This is a genomic window from Algoriphagus aestuariicola, assembly GCF_017254835.1.
GTDB lineage: Bacteria > Bacteroidota > Bacteroidia > Cytophagales > Cyclobacteriaceae > Algoriphagus > Algoriphagus aestuariicola.
The window spans coordinates 1,632,681-1,657,692 of the sequence record NZ_JAFKCW010000001.1; the positions used below are offsets into that span (position 1 = coordinate 1,632,681).

A 25,012-nucleotide genomic window follows, 5' to 3' on the forward strand; every position below is an offset into this window, starting at 1 on the left:
TCACGTTGAGTGTAAAGGTTTCTATATCTGTACTATGAAAAATCTTCTGTTTTACTTTCTGCTTTTAATATCAGCGTCGCCACTCTTCGCGCAAGAGGAATCACTGCCCAGCCAATCGGTGTATTTGGAATTGGGTGGAGCCGGACTTCCCTATAGTTTCAATTATGATTTTCGCTTTGATAAGGAACGGATGGATTCTTGGGGGATGCGAGTGGGTGCAGGGGGATACTCGATCGACGGAAGCTCTTTTTTTTCACTCCCGGTTATGGTCAACAAGCTTTACGGCAAGGGACCACACTATTTTGAGATGGGTCTGGGAGTGACCTTTTTCGCGTTTGACGAGGATAACTACAGCTACTGCAATAGCGGGTACTACGATTCGAGTGGCAATTATATATGCACTAGCTATTCGGACGGGGACAGCTACTATGAATTTATCCTTCCAGTGGACGGATCCCCCAGTCTGATGGGAACCATGAATTTTGGCTATCGAAGGGTGCCCGTGGACGGTGGATTTACCTGGCGTTTGAATCTGACACCCATCTTCAACAACAATGGCTTTTGGCCTCTGTATGCCGGAGTTGGGTTTGGCTATGCTTTTTAGCTTTGACTTATGTCAAAAACATTGTGTCCAGACGGACAAAACCTGTACGCAGCCGTACAGGTTTTTTTTCGCAATCGATTTAAATTCAGCTGGATGCAGTTTTTTTGAAATTAATTTTTCTTAATACAACACAATACCCTGTAACCTGCAGAATTGGCAATTTCTCCCAAATCTGTCCGCTCCTGTTACAGAATAACGCCGGAATCCCAAATTCGCACGCGTGTCAGTTACCAAATCTTCATCATTTCCAAACAAAATTTGGCTGGAAGGCTTAATGAAACTTAAAATCAGGATAAAAGTGCAAGGAGTGTTTTGGCATGCTTCAATGGCTTGGTATGGGCTTCGCATGATGACTAGCACAACACTAAACCAACACATTTATGAAAACCTTATTCACTTTAGCACTTGCAGGCGCACTTTCTTTTAGCAGCTTGGCCGTATCCGCAGCAGATGACGATTTGATGGCTCTGTCAGACGTAAAAGCAAAATTCAAAAAAGTAAACGTACTCCTTAAAGAAGGAGTTGGGGAAGCGAAGATCGCGCTTTTTGACAAATCCGGAAGAAAACTCCACCAAAGGAAAGTCAAAGTGGGAGACAGTGACTTGATCGTTCCTTACAACCTGTCCGACCTGCCGGTGGGAGAGTACAAGGTCAGGATCTCTACTGAAAACGAAGAGGTCGCCTACACTGTAGCTACCTTTGACAAGCCGATCCCAAAAGATCAACTTCCTCTAATGGCCTACGGAAAAATCATCGATGGCGAGACCGTAAACCTGACCGTGATCGGACTGGAAGAGCCGGGAGTGGGGGTTGAGATCCGCTACGCCGAAACCAACAAGCTGATCCACCAAGATCAAATCGAGCAGCCTGAAGGGTTCCGAAAAAACTACAAGTTGAACGGTGTATCTCCTGAGGATGTGTACTTTAACGTAACCGACGCAAAAGGCCGTACGAAAACCATCCATTTTGAGTAAGGCAACCAGCCGATTGTACAAAAGCTTCGAACCGCCAGGTTCGGAGCTTTTATTTTTTGAGGATGTGCGCAGTGAGCTCAGCTGCCAGTTTTTCCAAATCTGTGTCGAGAGCTTCCCGATTGACCTTGAGTACCTTTTCCCGATCCGCAATCGGCAGTTTTTCGAATCCATACCAAGCCCCCAAAATCCCTCCGACCAGAGCTGCTGTCGTATCGTTGTCGCGGCCATAGTTGACCAAAAAAGTCAGGGAATGGCTGAAATCAAAATCAGAGTAAATCATCGCCGTCATCGCTTGGAGGTAGATCTCTCCTGCGTGGAAAGGCATATCCTGGAGTTTCATGTCGAGCTCAGTATATGCTTTGAGCAGCGCTGGACTGGATAAAGACATCCTGCTGCCGAGACTGTCCAGCTTGTGGGACTCTTGGCAAATCCAGAGCGCATCCCGAAGGATCCGGTGTGAGCTTCTACCCACTAACCGGCTTTGGAAATATCCTTCGGGGTCCAGTCGCGCGACTGCCAAAAGACTTTTTTCGTCTGTTTCTGGTGTCATCGCAGCAGCTGTCATAGCTACAGCCAAAGCGCTCAGATCACGGGCATACCCCAAATCGAAAATCGAAAGTTTGTAGGCTTCCCTGTAAGCCTTTTCCGGATCTCCTGGAAAATATACGCCAAGGGCTGGGGCGTAGAGCAAGCCCGCGCAGACCATCTCTCCCCCGTAAAACTTCGATAAGGAGTCTGAATAAGCCGTGAGCTTATCATCCAGATAGGGCTTGCTGACTTTAGCCCATTCGGATAGCCAATTTACTTGCAGCATTGCGGCCTCATAGGGTTCCGGATCTGAGCTCTTGATGGATTGGAGGTTTTTTAATCCCCTTTCATAGGTTTCGAGAATATGGCTTGCAAAGTCTTTTGGATCGAGAGTCTCCGGCTCTTGGGTCAGTAAATATTTTACGGCTAGGACTTTCCATCGCGTATCGTCTGTCGTCCCACCTGCAGGGAGGTTGGGTTTCCAAATGCCTTCTGGTGATACTTCCCTTACCATTGAGTCCAGTCCCTTTACAAAACCATATTCCAAACTTATGTTCTCCCGACTCCACATCTCTGTGGGTGCGCCCATCGCATCGCCTATGGCTGATCCGACCAGCATTCCTAGGATTTTATCGTAAAGCTGGGCTTCGCTGAGTCCGGAGGCTGTTTTGACTTCCGGGGAAAAGGAGGTCTGTTGGACCTCCTTTGATTTATTTTCACAGGAAAAAAGGAAGGCAAAAGCCAAAATGAAGATATAAAACCGCATGATCAGTTTAGGATTAGATATTTGCCTTTTCTTAAGAGTTTCGCTTTTTGGGAAAGCGTCAAAGTGAGGGGGAGCTGAGCAATTCCGATCAATCTTCTCAAAATCTCCATTCCTTGGAATTGCCCGACTAGCTGGAGATCCAATGGATTTGAATAGGCCGAAAGTATGGAACCTCTCAACAGCTCGGGCTGCTGGGCCAGATCCAGGTGTGCCAGAAAAATCCCAAGGTCAAACTCCGGCTCACCAAGAAAGCCAAATTCAGGATCGATGATCTTGATACCAGAAGAAACGTCTAACCAACTCCCCGGATAGAAATCACCATGAATGAGGACTTTGCCCGGACTGAGGTAGCGATCTCCGAGCAGTTTCAATTTTTCTTTGAGCTGAACATCGCGCTTGTAAGTGAGGCTGAGTGCTTGAAGTCCAGATTGAATAGTGTCCAGATCAAAACCATTTTCCTCCAAAAAGGGAAACTGGAACAAATGTTCATGGTTGAGAAGGCGCATTTTCATGTTTACGGGAAACTCATCCACTTTCAATCCATGCATTCGGCTCAAAAAGTCGACTAGTTGAATGATTTCATCCTCAGTCAAAGTTTTTTCGCCGGAGTAGATTTTTGAAAAATCAAGTCCTTTTCCCAAATCCTCCATGATCAAAATATGGGATTCCGCATCAAAAAACACCACTTTAGGAACCCTATCCTTGATCCACGCATCTCTTGCTATCTCTTGTAAAAACCGGTATTCCACCTCGATTCTGTCGACGGGAGCAGGAATCTGGGGGTATTTTCGCACGTAAGGCTTGGATTGCTTGATTATCAGGTTTCTATGTGAAGTCTGGATCCTGAGAACGAGATTCATATTGCTTTCGCCTGCGGGCTCGGATTTGATTGGATGTTCACCAGGTAGCCAGTAGGGAAGGTTTTGTAGGTCAGCTAGGGAACTGTCTTCAGTTAGATCGGTCATGGGTATGATTTTGATTCAAGATAGAAGCAGTATCTTGAAGAATTAAAAAAGAGCTTGATTTTTAGGGCTGGCGTAATTCGAAAGATCAATCGGGAGCGGCCCAAATTCGCTATTTTTGGATAAGACAAATCTAAACCCAAATATGTTCGGACTGCACAGATCACTTTTTACCGAAGAACACGAACTCTATAGACAGAGTGTACGCGAGTTTGTTTCCAAGGAGATTACTCCCCACAATGCCGATTGGGAAAAGCAAAAAATGGTCTCACGAGAGGTTTGGAAAAAACTCGGGGACCAAGGCTTTTTGGGAATCCAGGCTCCCGAGTCTCTGGGTGGGATGAACATTTCTGACTTCCGGTACAATGCGATTTTCATTGAGGAGCTCGGACTAAGTGGATGCTCTGCTCCGGCTGTTGGTTTTCCGCTCCACTCGGATATCGTGATGCCTTACATTCTCCATTACGGAAAAGAGGAGGTACAAAGGAAGTACATCCCCAAGATGATTTCCGGGGACCTCATAGGTGCGATTGCCATGACCGAGCCGGGTGCCGGATCTGATCTTCAGGCAATCAGAACCAGTGCCGAGGATCATGGCGACTACTATTTGGTCAACGGTACCAAGACTTTCATTACCAATGGTTTTTTGTGCGATGTGGTGGTGGTTGCCGTGAAGACTGACCCGGACAAAGGAGCCAAGGGCATCAGCCTTTTGGTTCTGGATCGGGATATGCCGGGATTTAAGCGGGGTGTTCCCTTCGAAAAGGTGGGCCTGCACGCCCAGGATACCTGCGAGCTGTTTTTTGAGGATGTCAAAGTGCCCAAAGAAAATCTGCTTGGAAAAGCGGGTGAAGGCTTCAAGTATCTGATGACTGAGCTTGCGCAAGAGCGCTTGGTCGTAGCCTTGGCAGCAATAGCCTTGGGAGAATACATGCTTCAGGCCACGATATCCTATGTGAAAGAGCGCAAGGCTTTTGGAAGGAGTATATCCGAGTTCCAAAATACCAGGTTTAAGCTGGCGGAAATGAACGCAGCTTTGGAGCAGGGTAGGATCTATTGCGACTATCTCGTGTCGCTGCACAATGAGGGCAAACTTGACTCCGCCATGGCATCGGCAGCCAAATACAACATGACCGAACTCCAATGCAAAGTGGCAGATGAGTGCGTACAGCTGCATGGCGGCTATGGCTACATGTGGGACTATGGAATCGCTCGGGCTTGGGCCGATGCCCGGGTACAGCGCATTTATGCCGGAACGAACGAGATCATGAAGGAATTGATCGCCCGTAAAATCCTCCAATGACAAATCGCTTGGCGAAGCATAATAATTTTAAGTAATTGAGCAAAGGTTTATAATACCCAAAATATCCGAAATATGACCGATTTTCCCTGGCTAAAACACTATCCTGCCTCTGTCGACAAAGAGATCAACTACGAGGCCTATTCCAGTATCGTCGACCTTTTCGACGAGAGTGTGAAAAACTTTGGGTCAAACGTCGCCTTTGAGTGCATGGGAAAGACGATGAGCTTCACAGAACTTGAAAGGCTCAGTGCTCTCTTTGCGAACTACCTATCCCAGAGTCTAAAACTGAAGAAGGGAACCCGTGTGGCAATCCAGATGCCTAATACCCTACAATATCCAGTGGCCATGTTTGGAGCCCTGAGAGCGGGAATGATCGTTGTCAATACAAATCCGCTCTATACGCCTGCGGAAATGAAGCATCAGTTTGTTGATTCTGGCGCAGAGGTGATTGTGATTGTAGAAAACTTTGCGTCCAATCTGGAGAAAATCCGAAACGAAATCCCCGCAAAGCATATCATTTTGACGGGGCTGGGTGACCTCTTGGGAGGGCTCAAGGGCATGATTGTCAACCTGGTGGTTAAGCATGTGAAAAAGCTTGTACCCCCGTTCTCCCTCCCGGGCGCCGTTTCATTTAAAACAGCTCTTTCCAAAGGTGGTGAATTCACTTTTAAGCAGACAAAGCTCACGCTAGCTGATACTGCCTTTCTTCAGTACACCGGAGGGACGACGGGAGTATCCAAAGGTGCCGAGCTGACGCATGGAAATATTGTCGCGAACATGCAGCAGATTTCTGCTTGGATGAAGCCCAAGCTGCGACCGAGGGAAGAGATCGTGGTCACAGCACTACCTCTCTATCATATTTTTGCGTTAACAGTGAACTGTCTTTCGATGTTGAAAATTGGAGCACATAACCTGTTGATTACCAATCCGAGAGACATGAAGGCTTTCATTGGGGATTTGGCTAAGAAGAAGTTTACCGTGATCACTGGCGTGAATACCTTGTTCAATGGACTGCTTAATCAGGAGGCCTTTAAAGCCCTTGACTTTTCCGCTTTGAAAATCGCCGTGGGTGGGGGGATGGCGGTACAAAAGGCCACCGCAGAAAAGTGGAAAGCGGTGACAGGGGTTCCTTTGGCGGAAGGTTACGGACTCACGGAGACCTCACCTGTTGCCTCGTGCAACCCTATAGACGGAACTGAACGCATAGGTACCATAGGCGTGCCTCTGCCTAATACTGAGTTTATGATTGCGGATGACGCTGGCAGCCGGCTTTCGATCGGTGAGCGTGGTGAAATATTTATCAAAGGGCCTCAGGTGATGAAGGGCTACTGGAACAGACCGGAAGAAACCGACAACGTCATGCACGGCGAATGGTTTAAGTCGGGAGACATCGGCGTGATGGACGAAGATGGTTTTGTGAAGATTGTGGATCGCAAAAAGGAAATGATCCTGGTCTCCGGATTCAATGTGTATCCCAATGAAATAGAAGACGTCATAGCTTCCTGCCCTGGAGTTTTGGAAGTGGGAGTGATAGGCATGCCTGATGCCAAGTCCACGGAAAAAGTGGTGGCCTACGTGGTCAAAAAAGACGGGGGGGTAACTGCAGAACGGGTGATCGAACACTGCAAAGACTCGCTGACCAATTACAAGGTGCCAAGAGAGGTTCATTTCGTAGATGAACTTCCCAAGTCGAATGTGGGCAAAATCCTGAGGAGAAAAATCAAGGAGGCCCATCTCGAGAAAAAAGGAGTCGTCGCCGACTGAGCTTGTCGGGATAGCTCATCCTTATTTTGGAATAAGAACCGCGGGTTTCGCGGTTTTTTCGTTTTTTTGCAGCAACGTTATAATTGCCAGCAATTCCCCTTGTGAATTTCTCAATCCCAAAATTTTCCAATCCTCCAATTCTAAAATTTTTCAATTCTCCATGACCTGGCAACTGATTAAAGACGCAATCCTTGGCAAGGAGCAGGATTTTACGAGCCTTTCGTTGAAGACGGCCATTTTCGTCTTGGCTATACCCATGATCTTGGAGATGATGATGGAGTCTGCCTTTGCCGTGGTGGACATCTTCTTTGTCGCGAAACTGGGGGAATATGCGGTGGCAACTGTCGGCCTGACTGAAGCGGTGATCGTGCTGACTTATGCAATCGGATTTGGGATCAGTATGGCGGCAACGGCTTTGATTTCCCGAAGGTTTGGGGAAAAGGAGTACGAAGAGGCTGGAACTGCTACCTTCCAACTTTTGCTGGTTGGGGGGATTGTTTCGATTTTTCTCGGTGTGGGAGGATGGATATTTGCGGAGGACTTGCTTAGAGTGATGGGGGCAGAGGAATCAGTGGTGTCGAGTGGGACCACTTATGCAAAGATCGTTTTCGCAGGCAACACCGCCATCATGCTGCTGTTTTTGATCAACGGGGCATTTCGTGGCGCAGGACAAGCGCATCATGCGATGCGTTCCCTTTGGATAGCCAATGGCCTGAACATCGTCCTGGATCCGCTCTTGATTTTTGGAATCGGAAGCTGGGATGGATTTGGATTGGATGGTGCGGCCATCGCGACGACTTTTGGCCGGAGTGTGGGGGTACTCTATCAACTGTATCATCTTTTTAACGGAAAACACAAACTCAAGATCCTGCGTCGCAACCTGCATGTGAAGTGGGAGACCATTCGCAAAATCATTGACCTTTCTTTGGGTGGGATGGGGCAATTCCTGATCGATTCAATTTCATGGGTGGCATTAACCCGGATGAATGCTGAGTTTGGCTCGGCCGCATTGGCGGGGTATACCATAGCTTTCAGGGTTTTGATTTTCACGATTTTGCCTGCCTGGGGACTTTCCGGAGCGGCGGCAACTTTGGTAGGGCAAAATCTGGGTGCCAAGGAGGTCGGTCGAGCCGAAAAGGCTGTCTGGCTTACCGCCCGATACAATGTGATTTTCATGGCTTCCGTGACCGGGATTTATTTGCTCTTCAACCAACAGTTGGCTGGTTTCTTTACCGATATCCCGGAAGTCAGGGACGTAGCCGCAAAGGGACTTTGGGTAATCGTATTGGGCTATGTGTTCTTCGCCATCGGTATGGTCTTAACCCAGGCATTCAATGGGGCTGGTGATACAAGAACGCCAGCTTGGATCAACATCGGGGTTTTGTTGTGTATGGAGGTTCCTTTGGCGTATTTCCTGGCATTTCCGATGGGCATGCAGTACACGGGGATTTTCATCGCGATTGCGATATGCCATTCGTTTCATGCTTTGGTTTCGCTTTATTTCTTCAGAAAAGGGAGATGGAAGACCATGCAGGTGTAGGGGTGATTCGATTATACGCTATTCTGCCATTGGTCGAGTATTCCTTGCTTTTAGGTTGGAAGACCGAAGACCGATGATACACCGATTTGGCGCTTTCTTGGCCTCCTAGCCTTGTGAAAAAGGTGCTGATAAAGTTCAGGATATTCAGAGAAAGTAATCAAAGAACAGTATATTAAGTGGGTTTGATTCCAGTCTTTAGATGGATTGGGAGGGTTTTTAACTCTGTTCTATATGCAAGAGATCAGATATCGAAACCTCAGGCAAACCGAGCATTTGGGCTTTTTCATGGAGTGTCAAAAAACACTCGCTCGCTAATGATTTCAGGTCACGGCCATCTTGAGAAATTGGAAAAGCAGTGGCTTCGCTCATGTAGACTTGATAGATATCAAAGAACATATCCATCTCCTGATCGGTCTTAAATCCCATCCAATTCGCGATTAAATTGCCTAAACCCAAGAAATGGTTGTCAAGCGGATCCAGGCCCAAAGCCGCCAGGCCAAAAATCAATTGGCAATGCTTCAGGTCTGCCAAGATCAATTCCTCGATCAAAGGTTTTAGCGAAAGGGATATGTTGGTTTCCATAGTCGATTTGGGATATTGGATTTGAGACTCAGGCGTAGTCGAATCGATTTCCGAAATGCCTGAATCGAATTTTTTCAAATTCCCATGACAATCCTATTCTGATTTTGGATAAAATATCCTGTTCATATCACTATTTTACCTAAGAATTAAATACCCGTTTTCTGCTCCGTTTGGGGATTTTTTTTAAATTTGATAGTGGTATCAAATTAGATCACACAGGCTTTAATAGCCTGGAAGTTTGACAGCCTGAGTCTGAAATATTAATAAGGGAATGAAAGCCCAAAACCAACAAGATGTGAATCCAGGTGAGAAATTACTTGGTATACAAAACATTAATAGGAAGGGCGCGGAGGCAGACGCAGCAGCGGGCCAGCGTTCGGCCTTGTGCGGTTAGGGCCGAGCGTCAAAAATTAATCCAGTGGATTAATTTAGCGAGGAGCCGGTTTACAGGGGGGACTGCGTCTTGACCTTTTGGTTCTTTTGGGTCAAGCCAAAAGAACGAAAAAAAAGATCAAGCTAATCTGAATTCAAAACTGAAATTAAATGATTGATTGCCATCGCCCCGGTTTGTGTCTTCACAAACCGGATTAAATTATAAAAACCATGACCGAATCCCCATCCAAATCCATCCACCAAGGCCGCAATGTCAAACGCTTCCGTGAAATGCTTGGCATCAAGCAGGAGGCGCTTGCTTATGAACTAGGGGAGGACTGGAACCAAAAGAAAATCTCCCTCCTCGAGCAGAAAGAGGAAATCGAAGCAGGCCTGCTTGCCCAGATCGCCGAGGTGCTTAAACTACCCGTGGAGGCTTTCCAGAACTTTGATGAGGAACTGGCGGTGAATATTATTGCAAATACATTTCACGATAGTGCTGTCGGAAACACTTTTAAGGAAGGTGCTCAAGCAAATTTCCATTGCACAATAAATCCCATCGACAAATTGATCCAACTCCACGAGGAAAAAATCGCGCTGTATGAGCGAATGCTGAAAGAGAAGGACGAGATGATGGCGAGGCTGGAGAAGTTGATAGGGAGGTGATTTTTGTAAATTAAACTCCTAATAAGTAGCTACTTGCGCTTCAAAAAGTAGCACGATTTATGTTTTTCTTTAATTAGCATGAGTTATACCAGTCATTTGCTAGATTCTTTACTTTCGGAAATCGATCCTCTGGAACAGTCAAAAGTTGATGTAAAAATGGAGGTTGCGGCTAGGATTGCTGCCGTGATGGACTCCAAAGGCTGGAGCAAGCGGGATTTGCAAAAAGTGATGGGAGCAAGCCCTGCAAAGGTCAGAAGGTGGTTATCAGGAACTGAAAATTTTACGCTGGATTTGCTTGTTCACTTAGAGGCGGTTCTTGGAATTAAACTTTTGACGAAGAGTTTTTAAATCTATCTTGGGTGAGTTCCTTTTGAAGGAAAATTTACCTTTGCAACAAAAAATATAATGGCAGCGGCGGAGCAAATAAAGAGTTTGATCAAATCTTTTGGGGAAGGCGATGAATCGCGCTTTTATGCTACTGCTATGCAGATAGCCGCTGCAGAAGCCAGAAAAGGGCATGTTGCCATCGCTGAGGAACTAAAAAAACTTATAGACAAAAGCAAATCTTCCAAATCTGTTGTTAGAAGACTTCCAGTTAATGCCGCGCAAAAGGAACTTAATGATTTATTGGAGCTAGTCAGTCCAGAAATCAAACTCAAGGACATGGTTTTGTCCAATGAGATTCAGGAGACTTTGGCGAAAGTAATACACGAACAAAAGCATTTAAATAAACTCCTAAATCATAATCTACAGCCTAGAAGGAAGCTTTTATTAATTGGAACTCCCGGATCTGGAAAAACCATGACAGCACACGCCTTGGCTGGTGAATTGGGATTGCCTTTATTTATTATCCGACTTGATGGTTTGATCAGTCGATATCTGGGTGAATCCATTGCAAAGCTTCGTTTGATTTTTGATGCGATGGTAGATTTCAGGGCTGTTTACCTTTTTGACGAATTTGACAGTATTGGGAGCACCCGAACTCAGGGGCAGGAAGTAGGGGAAATCAAACGGGTGTTGAATAGTTTTTTACTTCAAATCGAAAAGGATAAATCCAATAGTTTGATTATTGCTGCCACCAATCTGCCCGAAAGTTTGGATACTGCCTTGTTTAGAAGATTCGACGATATTATCCAATATGGAAACCCTTCAATCAATCAAATTCATCAAATTTTTTCTTCAAGATTGAATGAAATAGGCTTAACCTTGGATTGGGATCTCGACAATCTATCACAGCTTTCATTAGGCCTTAGCTATGCGGAAGTTCACAAGATCTGTGAGGATATTTGGAAGGATTTTTTACTCAACGGCAAAGATTATGTTACTGAATCAAGAGCTATAAAGTATATCAGTGTTAGAAAGCGAGACCATTAATATTAACCTATGGATGGACTTTTTAAACACATTTTTTTAGAGAACAAGGCCAAGTCAATCAGTTTCACTCCTTTAGGTTCGGGAAGGTTTCCTGTTAATGAAATAGTAAACCAAGTACGACATGGCAAGCGGTTGAAGGACGAATTTAATTCGGCCTTCCTTGATTTTTCGGAGGGAGAGCCGCGTGACTTTGTTTATGTGGAATTTGAGACTTTTCCAGGCTATGATTTGGACTTGGCCAAATTTGAAGGCAAAACCGGAGATGTCAGGATCGCAACCCTCAAAGAAAAAATTGATGAAAATGGGCAACCCAAAACATTGGGCTCAGTTTACTTATCCAAAAAAGGAATAAGTTCTTTTATAAAGAAGCTAAACGAGTATTCGAACCCTGAAATAAAAACGAAAACCGGAAAGCCCAAAAACTCAAGCCTGCTTTCCAATATCGAGTCCATAAACCAAGCCACCCTAAAATCATTTTGGCAGGAACCCGAACGGTCATTTCCGCCAATGCATCTTGAGGTTTGGTGGGAAGTCTGGTTAGATATTACTGTAGATTCAGATACTATCGTACTCGAAAAAATCACTGCAAGGCTAGCCGAATATGGAGTTCAGATTTCTCCGCGAAGCCTGATTTTTCCAGAACATTTGGTAATTCTTATAAAGGGCAGTGCTAATCAGATTTTCGAACCTTTACTTTATTCCAGCTATTTGGATGAATTGAGAAAGCCTGTGGAACTTTCCGACACCTTTAATTCTATGGAGATTCCTGAACAAAAAGCATGGATAGCCGACTTGGCTAAAAGGTTAAATATTCAGGAAGAAACCCCTATCTCCGTTTGCCTTTTGGACTCTGGGATCAATGAAGATCATCCCCTTTTGGGCCATATTAAGCATTTGATCCATCCGGATACAGTTGAGCCATCTTGGAGCACCAATGATAGCTGGTCTGGTTCTGGTCATGGTAATCCGATGGCTGGATTGATATTTTTTGGGGATCTATCCGATACTTTCCTAGGTAAACATTTTGTAAGGATTTTTCATAGACTGGAAAGCATTAAGATTCTGCACCACATCCATCCAACGCATCCTGATTTCTATGCTGTAATCACTGAAGAAGCCATTTCTCGTGCAGAAGTGATTAATTCTACTCCAGAAAGAGTGTTTTGTCTGGCGATTACTGCCAAAGAAGTTATTCATAATGGAAAGCCATCCTCTTGGTCGGCAAGTCTAGATAAATCAGCTTTTGGTGAGGAGGAATGGAAAAGGTTAATTCTGGTTTCCGGAGGTAATATACCGAGTACCCATTGGCCAGAATATCCGCGCTCAAATTTTGAATTTAGCATTCATGATCCGGCACAGGCATTTAACGCGCTCACAATCGGAGCATATACGCTGAAGGATCGCATTGATTTAAAAAAATATCCCGGCGCGAGTCTTTTGGCACAAAGAGGTCAACTTTCTCCATCGAGTAGTACCAGTATTTCTTGGGAAAGCGATTGGGCAATCAAACCTGAAGTAGTTTTTGAAGGCGGAAACTGTGGATTATGGAATGAAGGTTTATGTGACCCTGATTCATTACAGCCTTTAAGTATTTCGAAAGGAGGGATGGCTAAATCACCTTTCACTACATTTGGAGATACTTCAGCCGCTACCGCTTTCGCCACAAAATTTGCAGCAGCTATTCTGGAAAACTATCCGGGACTCTGGCCTGAGACGATTAGAGCATTGCTTGTCCACTCTGCGCAGTGGACAGATCAAATGCTGGGAAATAGGAAAATTGAAGAGCTTTCGCGAGAGGAAAAGATTAGCCTATTACGCACGGTTGGCTATGGTGTGCCATTCCTGCCTTCAGCTATTTACACCCTTCAGAATTCTGTTTTCCTTGTAATTCAGGAGAAAATCAAACCCTACAAATTTGAAGAAAATAGGGTTAAGGCAAATGAGTGTCATGTCTATACACTTCCTTGGCCCCAGGCGCAGCTTTTGGAGTTGGGTGAATCCCAAGTTAGGCTTAACGTTACCTTGTCCTACTTTATAGAACCGAATCCGGGAAACAAGCGCTATGCCGTAGCCAACAACTATGCTTCGCATGGTCTTCGCTTCAGGCTTAAAGACCGGGATGAATCCTCTTCCGCTTTTATGGCCAGGATCAATAATAAGGCTAGGAAGGCCTTGGAAGAAAAATACGAAAGTGAGGGAGGAGAAAAATGGACGATTGGTCAACAAATCCGTGACAAAGGTTCAATTCATAGGGATATCTGGATAGGAAATGCAGCCGATTTGGCAACAAAAAATGAACTGGCGATTATCCCAACGGGTGGCTGGTGGAAAACGAGACCGAATCATAAAAGATACGAAAGCGAGGTTCGCTATTCCCTTATCATTAGCATTGAGACGGATTCTGAAGATATCTTGACACCGATTTTGAATGAATTAAAAGTAGATGTCGATGCGATTAATTTTTGAGTTTTAAGCTTGATCTCTACAATACTGAAACCTAAACCACCCAAATGAATAAAGAATATCTGGATTTTATCTATGCCATTTCGCTAGTGATTGGGATTTTTGGAGGGTTATTCTACGGAATTCAAATTCTTTACAAAAACTTTAAAACTGCCCAAAAGAAACGACGCCAACAACTTATAGGAGCGTGGACAAATGAAGGGTCAATAGGGAATAATGAAACACATTACCTCACTATTTCTTTGGATTTAGACCTTGAGGATGGAGAAGTTGTAGGTTTGGTTGAATATGTAAGAAGTCTGAAGGATGATGAAGAGTTTAAAAATATTTCATTGAATGGAAATTTTTTCTGGAGAACATCAAAACTCAGGATGTCAATCGTCAAACAAGGGGAGGTGTTTGATTGTGGATATTTGAAAATCAGGCGACAAAATCACAAGAGATTGGAACTAGTATCAAAATCCGTTGTGGAAAGACATTTTCCACGAAGAACGATTTTATGGAAAGCGTAGATTCTGAAAATTTATATAAATGAAAGTATTCGAAAGATGAATTGTAAACTTTTATAGCCGGTAGAAAAATAATCATTTTCTGTAATCTTTAATACCGATGTGGACTGGAGTACTTGGGACTTTTCCGTCTTTTATTCCTTGAATTACATCTTTTCTAGATAGCCCGAATTTATCACTTAAATAATGATAATGGGGCTCCCCATCGTTCCAACTCTCTTTTCCTGAAAGGGCTTTAAAAGTTAAATAGAAACAATGCCATTCTTTTCCTTTATCCAAAAAATTAGCAACAATATTTTTTCTATGGATAATTACGTTTTTTAATTCCCCTTCCTTAAGAGTTGTTTCTCCGATTATTGAGACAGATTCCTCATTATCACTTAATTCAAACAGTAATGGGAGTTGAGACTTTTCTATATTACCTGGTAATTTTTCAGAAGTGTATCTACTAAAAGAAAATCCAAATTCTAAATTTGCCAGGAAAAGAAGTTTTGCTAAAGCATGGGTAGCAAGAGTTTTACCTTTAAGTAGTTTTAACTGATCTTTCTTACTTTCTGCGGACAGCAAAACAAGAAATTCTTTGTCTAAAGACTCGTTTGAAATACTTTCAAATCTTTCCTTCCATATTTCATTTGCTTTTTTTGCAATGATTTTGTTTCTGACCTCTTCTGGGATACCTTGGAGTTTGTGTTCAATTTGATCCTTTATTAAATAGTAAGAAGAGGTAATTGATCGATCTTTAAAATATTTTATAGGGTTGACGCATTCAATATCTTCGTCATAAAAAAGTCTATAAAAGCTTTTTTTGTCTTCCGAATAGATTTTTAACATTTTCATTTGTGTGCTACAATTTTAATTCATACATATAGAATCTATATACTCTTATGGAGAGTACTATGATTACCCATAGATAAATGCTAACTAAAAATGTGTAAAATGTTATTCCAAATTTATAAAGATATGTTTGAAATCTCTCTAAGAAGACTATGTTTAAGGAGATGCCTAAAGAGATTCCAGTTGTAAATATTATTATCGAAATTATTACTAAAAGGATAATCAAAGTGAATAATGTGTCAGCAAATTCAATGTATCTTAATCTAGTGAGAATATCTGATTGATTATATTTTTCATTTTCCGGTAAATATTGATCTCTTTTAAAAGATTTAATAGTTATTCCTAGTTCATCAAAAATTTCTAATATTTCATTTTTTTTCTTCTTTGAAGCATCGAACATTAAAAATGAAAAAGAAAATAAAATTCCGCTAAATAAGGCGACAAAAGTTCCGATAGTTCCTGATAAATTTTGGTCAAAATAGGAGAAAAAGCCTATTATAATTGATGTAGTAATGATAATGAAAATCACATATTGACTTTTTAAAGGAGTCAATTTATTTAGTATTTCATATGATTTTCTGAAAAAACCCATTAATTTATTTTATTAAGAATTGGCTTGTATAGTTGTTTTCTTTTTGAAGAATTTTAAGATAATTTTTGCAATATATTCTCATTGAATCAAGATCAGGAGTTTGTTTTCCGTTCTCTTTTAGCTCTTCACCTAATACAAGTGAAGGAATGAAATTTTTATGATCTGTTATTACTGCATGAGAGCGAGAATTATCTCCTTTGTAAAATGCTTTTGGATCTGACTCTTTAATTTTTTTAGCACCATCTATAGACAGTTTAATAAAGTCCGTCAATCCTTTTTTAATATCCTTTATTCCTTTAAAATATTTATTAGTGTTCTCATGTAAGTTTTTAATTCTCACCTCTACTTGGAAGGATTCAGCCTTACCTAGATATGCTGAAAATTCTCCACCAGTATTTTTTGATTCAAATGTGCTTAAAAATGAAAGTTCATGAACAACTGAATGTTCAAGAAATTCTTCGCGATCTTTATTGGAAATGCACATTTGCTCATCAAAAGTGAATCCTTTCTTCTTAAAAACTTTTTTTAGATGGTCTTTGACAAGTGAATTTATTGTTGAATTCCCATAACTCTGGATCATAATAATTCCATAATTTACATCTGAGGGTAACCAAAATAGAAAATAAAAAGGTAATGCAGCAACATCATCTTTTGAGATTTTTGACTTTAGTTTTTTTCTTTTTTGATCTTGAACACTTTGTTCAATTCCTGTTAATCCTCCTTCGAAAATTCCATCAATTATGAAGTTTGCTGTATTTTTTTCGATTGTATCCCCAGGTGTATATGCCTTGGTTCCATCTTTGTCTTTAACAAACTCTGAATTAAATGATTCTAAATAGAATTTGTAAAACCTATTAAAGAGGGTATTTTGGGTTACCTTTTTGTCTGTGCTCTCTCTAAATGATTCAAAAAATTCTGAAAATGTAACTTCAGATTTCTTTTCTCTTTTTTCGTTATACCTCCTTAGAATTATTGAATAAGAATTCAATTTTAATGTGTGTCCTTTAGCCATTTTTTTGTTTTTCAAGGTTATAATATGGTTTTCTTTCCCCTTCCGCCACTATCCCCAATTCCTCTTCCACCTGTTCCTTTGCCTCAGCCACTGTCACCTGCCCATTCATCAGCATCGGCAATAGCCAATCCCGAAGCGAGGAGAGTTGTTGGTTTTGCATTGAATTAATCCTTAGCTTTTCAAACAATGGTTGTACTATCTCATTGAATTTAGTCAATGTGGAATTATCGGGAATTACCAATTTAAACCCTCTGACCATTGATCCATTAAGGTTGTTGATATTTGTTCCTAGACATTCATTTTTGATAGTGGTGAAGAAAAAATCTGATTGAGTATAGGAGTAGAGATAAAACTCGAAATCTTCATTTGCCGCCATTTTAGCGCAAAAAGCACCAAAGGCAACCTTTTCTTTGAACAAGTAAAATCCATTCTTTCCAATATGATCAATGCTTCCACTTGACATTGTAATCAAAATGTTAAAAGGATTAAGAATCTGCTCCTCATCGACTAGAGATTCTGAGACATAGACCATGCTGTTGAGGTCAATTTGATTTCCTGTAATGTTTGTTGCCCTTAAAATTGGGATCGTGCCTGCGGTACCTTCATCTTTAATATCATCTTTATTGTAGGTCACTCCTCTAGTTAGTGATGCAATATCTGATATTGTCCCACTTCTCCACCCCTCCGGAATCTCTCGTTTCAACTTCTCATTCCAGACCATTTTGCCGCCGGAGCTTTTATAGGGCTTGCCGTTTTGGTCAGGCTTGCCCTGAGCGAAGTCGAAGGGAAAATCAAACTGCACAAACCAATAGGCATACACCAAGTTCGCCATCGCCTCCAGTTCCGCATTGATGCGGTTGTTGAGCTCGATCTTTGCATCCAAGTCGGATAGGACTTTGGCGATTTTTTCTTTTACGCTTTGCTCTGGATTTAAAATTGGAAGTTTTCTCAATGCTCCCAAGGATAAATAGGGTTGAGAAGATCCAGATTTTGCTTGTCCTAGATAATGTTTGCCATAATCGGATTGTAGGTAATAGGTTAGCCAGTTTGCTTCAATTTTTGATTTTGTTTTAAACAATCCTACGTTTTTTATTGCGTAGATAATGTTATCATTTTTTTCTATGTAAGTATAGCCGCAATATTCTCCAATCATACTTATGATAACATCCCACTTTTCAACCTGACTCCTTTTATTGATGCTTTCGTAATCCTCTTTTGAAATTAAGCTTGCAGTGGTCAAGTCTAAAACCCCTCCCTTGATATTTTTTGAAGTTACGAGAGGGAATCCTGTTGACTGAGCTTTTGGGGAATCATGAGTTCCATCTGTGACATTTGAGTATAATTTTTCAGCGGAAATAAATGGCCATTTCATCATTTTCTCTTCCAGTTGTTTTCATCTTAGTTACCAACCTATCAAAATCTACTTTTCTTGAACTGTACGGATTTTCCAATCTGTTGGCCTAAGCTTTAAATTTGAGATTCTTCAAATTCACCAAGATCTCACTATCCAAGGCTTTTCCCTCGGCAAACATCCTGACCAAGCGCTCTTCAAAGCCATTTAGCTTGGCCTGAAACTCTTCCACCGTGATATCCACATAGTCGATCTTGACCTCGAAGTACTGCCCGGCGCTGAAGCTGTAGTTTTTCTCAGCGATCTGCGCCTTTCTGACCACCACGGAAAGGTCGTCGACGGCTTCCTGATGATTGAAGGCCTCGATGATTCGGCTTTCTTCCTCCCGGGTGAGGACGGTGCGTTGGTTTTTACCCTCCTTCACGGTCTGCCCCAGTTTGGAGGCATCCATTAGCACGATATGCTCGGAGTCGGCCATCTTGTCAAGGAAAAGTACGGAGACGTTGGTGCCCGTACTGGCGAAGATATTGCTCGGCATACTCACCACGCCCCGCAGCCAGCCTTGCTTGATGAGCTTTTCACGGATGCTTTTCTCGATCCCGCTCTGCGCGGTGATAAATCCCGTCGGCACCACGATGGCCGCCCTACCGCTTTCGCTCAGGCTGTGCATGATGTGCTGGATAAAGAGCAAGTAGATCGCCATGGATTCCTTCTTGGCCTTGGGCACATTGGGAATCCCCGCAAAGAAGCGGTCCTTGAAGCTGTCCTTTTCCAGATCGTCCCGGAAATCCGAGAAATCCAGCTTGAATGGAGGGTTTGAAACGATAAAATCAAATTTCTGGGTCAGGTAATAAGGCTGAGCGATGGTATTGGTCTTGATGATATTTGGGATGCTGTGGGTCAGGCCGTTCAGCACCAAGTTGAGCCGCAGCATGGTGCTGGACTTTTGGGAAATATCCTCAGAATAGATGCTGCAATTCTGCTCGCCGATCTGGTGGGCTAAGCTCATGAGCAAGGTGCCCGAACCCGCACTCGGATCATAGCAGCGCACGCCTTTGACCGGTTCCGGAACCAAGATGGCCGCCATAATTCGCGCCACAGCATGAGGGGTATAGTACTCCGCATATTTTCCGCCGCTGTCGCTGTTGTAGTCCTTGATCAGGTACTCAAAAATGGTCGCGAAGAAGTCGTATTTCTCCTCAAACATCTCCTCAAAGCTGAACTCAAAGAGCTTGTTGATGAGGGCCCGGCAAAAGGCATCCCGCTGGGAGGAATCGGAGATAAACTGGCTGAGTTCGTCAAAAAGCGAGTCCTTGGCTCCGGAAAAGGCCTTGACGGAAAAGACGTCGGCGTTTTCGATGCTGATCTGCCGCAGGGTATCGTCGAAAGTCTTGGCAAAGTCCGGCTCGGATTGCTTGTTGAATAAGTGTGAAATCAGTTGGTAGCCATGCAGCCTCGGCACATTGGGGTCGAGCAGGGCCAGGAGAATCTGGTATTCTTCCTCATCGAGGGCGTTGAGCGCCTCGGTGAAGTTATCGGCGGCGGCAAGTTCTGGGTTTTGCTTTTTGACCTCATAGCGAAACTTGTCATTGAGAAACTTGTACAGGAAAACCTGGGTAATGATCTTGAACTCATTGCCATCGTTGCCCAAGCCAAAGTTGGCGCAGACGCTCTTCAGGTTGTCGATGAGTTGCTTGGTTTTGGTAATAAAGGTTAAATCCTGGGTCATCTAAATGCGGTATTGTTAAACTGATTGAGGTATTCGGACACGATTAATTGGTTGATTCTTTGGGTAGTTTTGAAGTCGAGTTTCATTTTTTGCTCCCGCAAAAACTCCTGAGTCACGAGCTGCATCATGTAGCGGTTGAAGAAGGCTTCATTGGCCATGATGTCTTGGGAATTTTGGATTTGTTCGTCTGCTTTGGACTTGACGTTCATCAGGGCAGATTGAAGCTGCACCTGCTTTTGAGTCAGCCCTCCGCTTTCGGTGAGTCGCTTGTGCACCCGGGCAAACTTTTCATCCTGATGGTATTTGGCCCGAAGATTGGCGTTTTCCCGATTGAGTTCTTTGGCTTTTTCGTGGATTTTGCGGAGCAGGGGAAGGTTTTCCACCAAGTCCTGCTGACTCACTTCGCTGAGGTTTTTCTTTTTGAAGATCCGCTCCAGTTCCTCCCGCAAACTTACAAAAGCCGGGTCCTGTTGGTCGAAATTATCCCGCAAAGATTCCCGTGTTTTGCGCAGCATGTCTTTGAACTGATCCGCGAGCACAAGTTCGCTCTCGGAGACCTTGATAAACTCAAAGACGATGTCCTCCAAAGCGGTATTGATGATATTGGTCGTGGCGTCTTCATTCCCGATATTTTCTACAAAATGTAGGTTGTCAAGTCGGCTTTGTGCCACCGTCAAGAGGCGGTTCCAAGTGTCAAAATCCGCCAAGCCCTCCAAACCTTCATAGCCATTGAGCGCGATCAGGTTTTTGAGTTCCTTGGCCGTGCGGAGTGATTTGACGATTTCCAACAGATGGCTTTTGTCGGTGATTTCGGCGATTTGTTGGGAAAAGATTTCCTTGTTTTCGGTATCAAACTGGAACAGCACTTCCCTGATCTTGGAGATGTCCTGCTGAATCTCCTCTTGGGATTTAAATAGGTTGGAATACAGCGCCATTTCATCTCCGAGTTGCTCCTGCAGCTCGTCAAAATACAGGCGGTTGGTGCGGTCAAATGCGCTGGAGATATCCGCAAAATCTACCACATAGCCGTACTTGTACTTTTTGTATGGCCGATTGACTCGGGTGAGCGTCTGTAAGAGGTTATGATCATGAATGACTCGGGCGAGGTACAGCTTCTTCAGGCGCTTGGCATCAAAGCCCGTCAATAGCATATTGTACACAAAGAGCAAATCGAGATTTCCTTTTTTATAGACTTTGACGAGGTCCTTTCGGATATCTTTGTCGTTTTCGTCATGGAGAATCAGCGCTGCTTTGAGTATCGGGATTTCATTGGTCAGGTATTTCTCTTTGGGCTCTGCTGCCAATAATACTCCTGCGTCAGTTTCCTGCTCCCCGAATCGTGCTTCAAAAAGATGGAACAGTTGTCTAGCCTGCTCGGAGGAATCGCAAACCACCATTCCGCCCAAGGTGGCGTCGCCCTGATCTTTTCGGAATCGGATCAGGTCGTCCACTATGTAGTCCAGCATGGCTTGGACAAACTTCGGGTGTGCGTAGATTTTGGAGCGGGGGATGTCACCCTTTTGGATTTTGATCTGATCCATCAGCTCCTTCATCTCCATCTTAAACTTGCCCTCAATCTCCTCCCGAATCAGTCTCAGCGTGTAGCCATCGGCGATGGACATGTTGTAGTAGTACTTGTGGATGTAATTGCCAAAGAGCGTTTTGGAATCGTACTCCTTAGCCACTTCACGGAGCAGGGGAGTGCCTGTCAGGGCGATTTTGATCGCTTTTTTGTCCGAATTGATCAGGTTGGCCAGGTAATTTCCCTTGGGATTGTAGCTGCGGTGCGCCTCATCTAGGAAATATACCCGCTGAATGTGAATGTCATAAACCATCACCTCAGCGACCATGGCATCCGTGCTGAATTTCTGAATGTTGACTACGGTGATTTCCGGCAAACCCGAATCGTTGTGAATCGCTCCGGTGATCCGCAGATCTTTGATAAAATCCTGTCGGGAATTGACCTGATTGACTTTCAGTCCCCGGTTGCTAAACTCCGTGGATGCCTGAATCAGCAAATCCAATCGATCCACGATAAAGTAAAACTTGGGAATGATTCCCTGTTTTTGGAAAAATTCGGTAAGGAACTTGACATTGTAAAAGGCCAAGGCCGTTTTTCCGCTTCCTTGCGTATGCCAGATGATGCCTTTTGTTAGTCCTTCACTGAGTTTTTGGGCAATCGCCAGCGAGGCAAAAAGCTGGGGATAGCGCATGATGTGCTTTTCCATTCCTTTTTCTTCTGCCACATAAGCCAAGGCATATTTGAGAATAAAGGCAAAGCGCTCTCGGCTAAAGAGCGAAGTCAGGATGCGGTGTGTGGGTGTGTATTCGGATTTGTTGGTCAGGAATTCCGGGCTGTGCTTGATCACCATCAGATTGGTGTCTTTCAGGATCGCGTTTTCCTGTTCCTCGGAGATCGGTTTCAGCCCCTGCTTAACAGGATACTCAGGATCTTCCCGGAAGTAGTTGAATTGAAGGTCTTTGTAGGCAGCCGTGGCATAGAAGGCCCCAAACACGGGATCTACAATGCCATCTTCATACTCCATGTTGTTGGAGAACACCATCACTTGGGTGATGTTGGCAAAGCGGCGGAAATGCTTCTGCATGAAGCGTTGGTTGATGCGGTTTCGTTCTGCGATGACTCCATCCCGGTTGTGCGGTTTTTTGACTTCGATAAAGGCCAAAGGCATCCCGTTGATCAGCAAGGTGATATCCGGTCGAAATTCCTCGTCTCCGTTTTTGCAGGTGAGTTCCGTGGTGACGTGGAAGGAATTATTGGCAAAATTTTGGAAATCGATGAGTTTGATTCCTGCCCCGCTCGTCAGTCGCTGATAAAACTTTTGTCCCAAATCCTCATAGTCCAACTCCAAGCTGATCTCATCCAGAATTCGCCTGACATCCGAGGCATCCAGATGGGGATTGAGCTTTAAAATGCTTTGGCTGAATATGCCTTCAAAAATATTGGTGTCCTCCCTTCGGTGTTGCTCACTCAGCGGGATATAGGTAAATCCAAGCCGAATCAGGTGCAGAATAGCTGGGATTTTTACCCTTGAGTCTTCGTTAAAAGCCATTAAAAAGAAACTGGAGAATTTATGTTTCTTCCAATATGAGGAATTCCAGCAAGTTTGGCAATGTGAATTTAAATGATAGGTATCCTTTGGACTAAATCGAATTCCCAAGGGTTAGGACCTTAGTCACATAAAGCTTTATCCTCAAAATAATTAGCTACTGGAATCTAAGGTTTTTCACTATTAGGTATTTTACCTCCTCTCCAGTTTTTTATCCCTGTTCCTTCTATTGACTTTGGGCCATGTTTCATTCAAAAACCCAAATCCTTATGTATCAAGTCACGAGTTACACCATTGGAAATGGTAGTCGCACCATTATCGAAAACCAGATCAATTTATCTCCGGAGCAAAAGATTTTTATCCCACAGCATCTCTCAAAGGATGAGCTCCAAAATCCATTAAAAGTATTTTCGCAGTTTTTCAAAGATCACTTTCCTTTGCCTATGGCTAGAATGGCCCTTGGAGATATCGAATTAAAAGCTGTCTATGATGTCACTGATAATTTTTGGAAAAGTAAGGAGGACAGCATCCTGTTCATTATCCAATTTTCCCGGTTGATCGAAGCGGCTTATTTAATTCGAAATGAGGGATACCCTGCTTGCAAGGTGGAAAAACTGTCCAAGGAAAACATGATCCCTAAAGAAATCCTTGCCGAGGGAAACGATTTTGAAACAATCGTTCCTTTTCTTCCCTTTTCTCATGATCCACAGGATTCGAAAGATCCCTGCCTTAATTTACAGATCCTATTCTATGACACCCCAATGCACAAACTCCTTGAAAGCTTCAAAGGTCTTGGGGATTTGGTTTTGTCTGACCGTAAAGCGGATATGACCCAACGCTGGAAATCCCACCTGGATTTAAAAATCTTTGTATTGATCCTAGAGGCATGTCACTTGATCTATGTCAGGTCCCAAACGTAGGATGGACCAATATACCGAATTGGAAGTCGGACCCTTAAAAATTTGATAAAACAAATGACGGCATTGGTCAACTTCATTGGGTAGAAGGTTTTGTAAGTCTCCATGCTTCAAATCAAACAGCTAAGCAGTAACCCAGTCAGCAATACGATACGAATCCTTTACATCATTCCGGCATCAGCGTAGTGTATCTAGAAACAATTTCTAAAGTGATAACCAAACCAAAACCAATTCAAAACCAAGTTTAACGCTAGTCAAAATGATTATGTATATGCTTTTAACTACTTTTTGGATAGTGAATAATCAATGATAAGCATCTGAATACTTGTAGTTTAATATTAGTTTCATTATACTCGGTTACCGATTTAACCTAAAGGAACTATGGCTAGAGTAGCAAATACCCTCCTGAATGGTATCCAGGGAACCATGGGGGATATGATTTTTTACCAGGTCAATGGGGTCACCTATACCAGAAGAAGGCCCAACAAACGAACCAACGCCCAAAAGAAGCGGATGAAAAAATCTCCCCTCAACGAGCGCTCTCAGGGGATGTTTTCGATGGTTCAGAAATATCTCAAAACCCTCCGAAGTGCGATTGCCTTCGGTTACCAAGAACATACGGTAGGCGCGAGTTTGCCCTATCATGCCTGTGTTTCCTATACCCGTAAAAACTGTTTTGCATTCGACGGAAGGGATTACCGAATTGACCCGGCATTGATAAAAGTGAGCCGGGGTTCGCTGATGCCTCCTGAAGGTGCCAAAGCTGAAAAAGTAGGAGAGGGGATTTTGTTTACCTGGCGAAATAATTCCTGGATATCCAGTGCCAGACCTTCAGATCAGGCGTTTATCGTCATTCATGATACCGAAAATACCACCATGGATTGGGTTGATTTGGGAAATTTCAGAGAACAGGGTGAGCACCTTTTTAAACTTCGAAGTTATTATTTAAACTCGTCATGGCACGTTTATATGGCATTCAGTCAAAAAAATTATATCTCCAAAAAGCGGACACTTTCTGATTCGGTGTACTTGGGAGTGGTTTGAGCTCTCATAATCATTCTTAGTATTTCTGTCAATTCTTGCGTAAGTGCGACTTTTTCAA

At 43.4% G+C, this 25,012-nt stretch carries 21 protein-coding genes; 12 read left to right on the forward strand and 9 right to left on the reverse strand.

Going from position 1 to position 25,012, the window contains the following annotated elements; translation table 11 throughout:
- The first annotated feature begins 34 nt into the window (after positions 1-34).
- Positions 35-604 (forward strand): hypothetical protein, encoded by a 570-nt coding sequence (locus J0A67_RS06810; RefSeq protein WP_206568509.1) that lies wholly within the window; start codon positions 35-37, stop codon positions 602-604.
- A gap of 380 nt (positions 605-984) precedes the next feature.
- Positions 985-1,578, forward strand: coding sequence for a hypothetical protein (locus J0A67_RS06815; RefSeq protein ID WP_206568510.1), 594 nt, complete (start codon positions 985-987; stop codon positions 1,576-1,578).
- A gap of 49 nt (positions 1,579-1,627) precedes the next feature.
- On the opposite strand, the gene J0A67_RS06820 is transcribed toward J0A67_RS06815, so the two are convergent.
- Together J0A67_RS06820 and J0A67_RS06825 are read right to left on the reverse strand one after the other, a co-directional pair.
- Positions 1,628-2,872: an ADP-ribosylglycohydrolase family protein gene (locus tag J0A67_RS06820; protein WP_206568511.1), complete on the reverse strand. Its 1,245-nt coding sequence runs from the start codon at positions 2,870-2,872 to the stop codon at positions 1,628-1,630.
- 2 nt (positions 2,873-2,874) lie between these two features.
- A complete protein-coding gene (locus J0A67_RS06825; RefSeq protein ID WP_206568512.1) occupies positions 2,875-3,837 on the reverse strand; it encodes a phosphotransferase in 963 nt (320 codons plus the stop codon).
- A 142-nt stretch (positions 3,838-3,979) separates the two neighbouring features.
- On the opposite strand from J0A67_RS06825, the gene J0A67_RS06830 reads away from it, so the two are divergent.
- From J0A67_RS06830 to J0A67_RS06840, 3 genes are all read left to right on the forward strand, one after another.
- Positions 3,980-5,137, forward strand: a complete 1,158-nt coding sequence (locus J0A67_RS06830) for an acyl-CoA dehydrogenase family protein (RefSeq protein ID WP_206568513.1) — start codon at positions 3,980-3,982, stop codon at positions 5,135-5,137.
- 72 nt (positions 5,138-5,209) lie between these two features.
- Positions 5,210-6,901: an AMP-binding protein gene (locus J0A67_RS06835; RefSeq protein WP_206568514.1), complete on the forward strand. Its 1,692-nt coding sequence runs from the start codon at positions 5,210-5,212 to the stop codon at positions 6,899-6,901.
- Between the two features lie 160 nt (positions 6,902-7,061).
- The gene (locus J0A67_RS06840) at positions 7,062-8,441 is read left to right on the forward strand and encodes an MATE family efflux transporter (RefSeq protein WP_206568515.1); all 1,380 of its coding nucleotides are present in this window, start codon (positions 7,062-7,064) and stop codon (positions 8,439-8,441) included.
- Positions 8,442-8,657: 216 nt separating this feature from the next.
- Here the strand turns inward: J0A67_RS06840 and J0A67_RS06845 are convergent, their stop codons facing one another.
- Positions 8,658-9,023 (reverse strand): hypothetical protein, encoded by a 366-nt coding sequence (locus tag J0A67_RS06845; protein ID WP_206568516.1) that lies wholly within the window; start codon positions 9,021-9,023, stop codon positions 8,658-8,660.
- Positions 9,024-9,626: 603 nt separating this feature from the next.
- Here J0A67_RS06845 and J0A67_RS06850 point away from each other — a divergent pair.
- The 5 genes from J0A67_RS06850 (at position 9,627) to J0A67_RS06870 (ending at position 14,410) form a co-directional block, all read left to right on the forward strand.
- The gene (locus J0A67_RS06850) at positions 9,627-10,061 is read left to right on the forward strand and encodes a helix-turn-helix domain-containing protein (protein ID WP_206568517.1); all 435 of its coding nucleotides are present in this window, start codon (positions 9,627-9,629) and stop codon (positions 10,059-10,061) included.
- Positions 10,062-10,139: 78 nt separating this feature from the next.
- The gene (locus tag J0A67_RS06855) at positions 10,140-10,409 is read left to right on the forward strand and encodes a helix-turn-helix domain-containing protein (RefSeq protein ID WP_206568518.1); all 270 of its coding nucleotides are present in this window, start codon (positions 10,140-10,142) and stop codon (positions 10,407-10,409) included.
- Between the two features lie 57 nt (positions 10,410-10,466).
- Complete coding sequence (locus tag J0A67_RS06860) at positions 10,467-11,435, forward strand: AAA family ATPase (RefSeq protein WP_241265081.1); 969 nt, start codon at positions 10,467-10,469, stop codon at positions 11,433-11,435.
- A gap of 9 nt (positions 11,436-11,444) precedes the next feature.
- On the forward strand, positions 11,445-13,901 hold the full coding sequence (locus tag J0A67_RS06865; RefSeq protein ID WP_206568519.1) for a S8 family peptidase: 2,457 nt from the start codon (positions 11,445-11,447) through the stop codon (positions 13,899-13,901).
- A gap of 44 nt (positions 13,902-13,945) precedes the next feature.
- Positions 13,946-14,410: a hypothetical protein gene (locus J0A67_RS06870; RefSeq protein ID WP_206568520.1), complete on the forward strand. Its 465-nt coding sequence runs from the start codon at positions 13,946-13,948 to the stop codon at positions 14,408-14,410.
- 72 nt (positions 14,411-14,482) lie between these two features.
- On the opposite strand, the gene J0A67_RS06875 is transcribed toward J0A67_RS06870, so the two are convergent.
- The 6 genes from J0A67_RS06875 to J0A67_RS06900 form a co-directional block, all read right to left on the reverse strand.
- On the reverse strand, positions 14,483-15,244 hold the full coding sequence (locus J0A67_RS06875; protein WP_206568521.1) for a hypothetical protein: 762 nt from the start codon (positions 15,242-15,244) through the stop codon (positions 14,483-14,485).
- A gap of 7 nt (positions 15,245-15,251) precedes the next feature.
- Positions 15,252-15,833: a hypothetical protein gene (locus J0A67_RS06880; RefSeq protein WP_206568522.1), complete on the reverse strand. Its 582-nt coding sequence runs from the start codon at positions 15,831-15,833 to the stop codon at positions 15,252-15,254.
- Between the two features lie 4 nt (positions 15,834-15,837).
- The gene (locus tag J0A67_RS06885; RefSeq protein ID WP_206568523.1) at positions 15,838-16,860 is read right to left on the reverse strand and encodes a hypothetical protein; all 1,023 of its coding nucleotides are present in this window, start codon (positions 16,858-16,860) and stop codon (positions 15,838-15,840) included.
- Positions 16,838-18,220, reverse strand: coding sequence for a restriction endonuclease subunit S (locus J0A67_RS06890; protein ID WP_206568524.1), 1,383 nt, complete (start codon positions 18,218-18,220; stop codon positions 16,838-16,840). Before J0A67_RS06890 ends, J0A67_RS06885 begins: the two co-directional genes overlap by 23 nt.
- Before the next feature lie 85 nt (positions 18,221-18,305).
- Complete coding sequence (locus J0A67_RS06895) at positions 18,306-19,925, reverse strand: HsdM family class I SAM-dependent methyltransferase (RefSeq protein ID WP_206568525.1); 1,620 nt, start codon at positions 19,923-19,925, stop codon at positions 18,306-18,308.
- On the reverse strand, positions 19,922-22,996 hold the full coding sequence (locus J0A67_RS06900; RefSeq protein ID WP_206568526.1) for a type I restriction endonuclease subunit R: 3,075 nt from the start codon (positions 22,994-22,996) through the stop codon (positions 19,922-19,924). Before J0A67_RS06900 ends, J0A67_RS06895 begins: the two co-directional genes overlap by 4 nt.
- Positions 22,997-23,262: 266 nt before the next feature.
- Between J0A67_RS06900 and J0A67_RS06905 the strand changes: the two genes are divergently transcribed.
- Both J0A67_RS06905 and J0A67_RS06910 read left to right on the forward strand, forming a co-directional pair.
- Positions 23,263-23,913 carry a hypothetical protein gene (locus J0A67_RS06905; protein WP_206568527.1) on the forward strand — a complete coding sequence of 217 codons (651 nt, stop codon included), beginning with the start codon at positions 23,263-23,265 and terminating at the stop codon, positions 23,911-23,913.
- Positions 23,914-24,291: 378 nt separating this feature from the next.
- Complete coding sequence (locus tag J0A67_RS06910) at positions 24,292-24,954, forward strand: DUF6266 family protein (RefSeq protein ID WP_206568528.1); 663 nt, start codon at positions 24,292-24,294, stop codon at positions 24,952-24,954.
- The last annotated feature ends 58 nt before the right edge of the window (positions 24,955-25,012 follow it).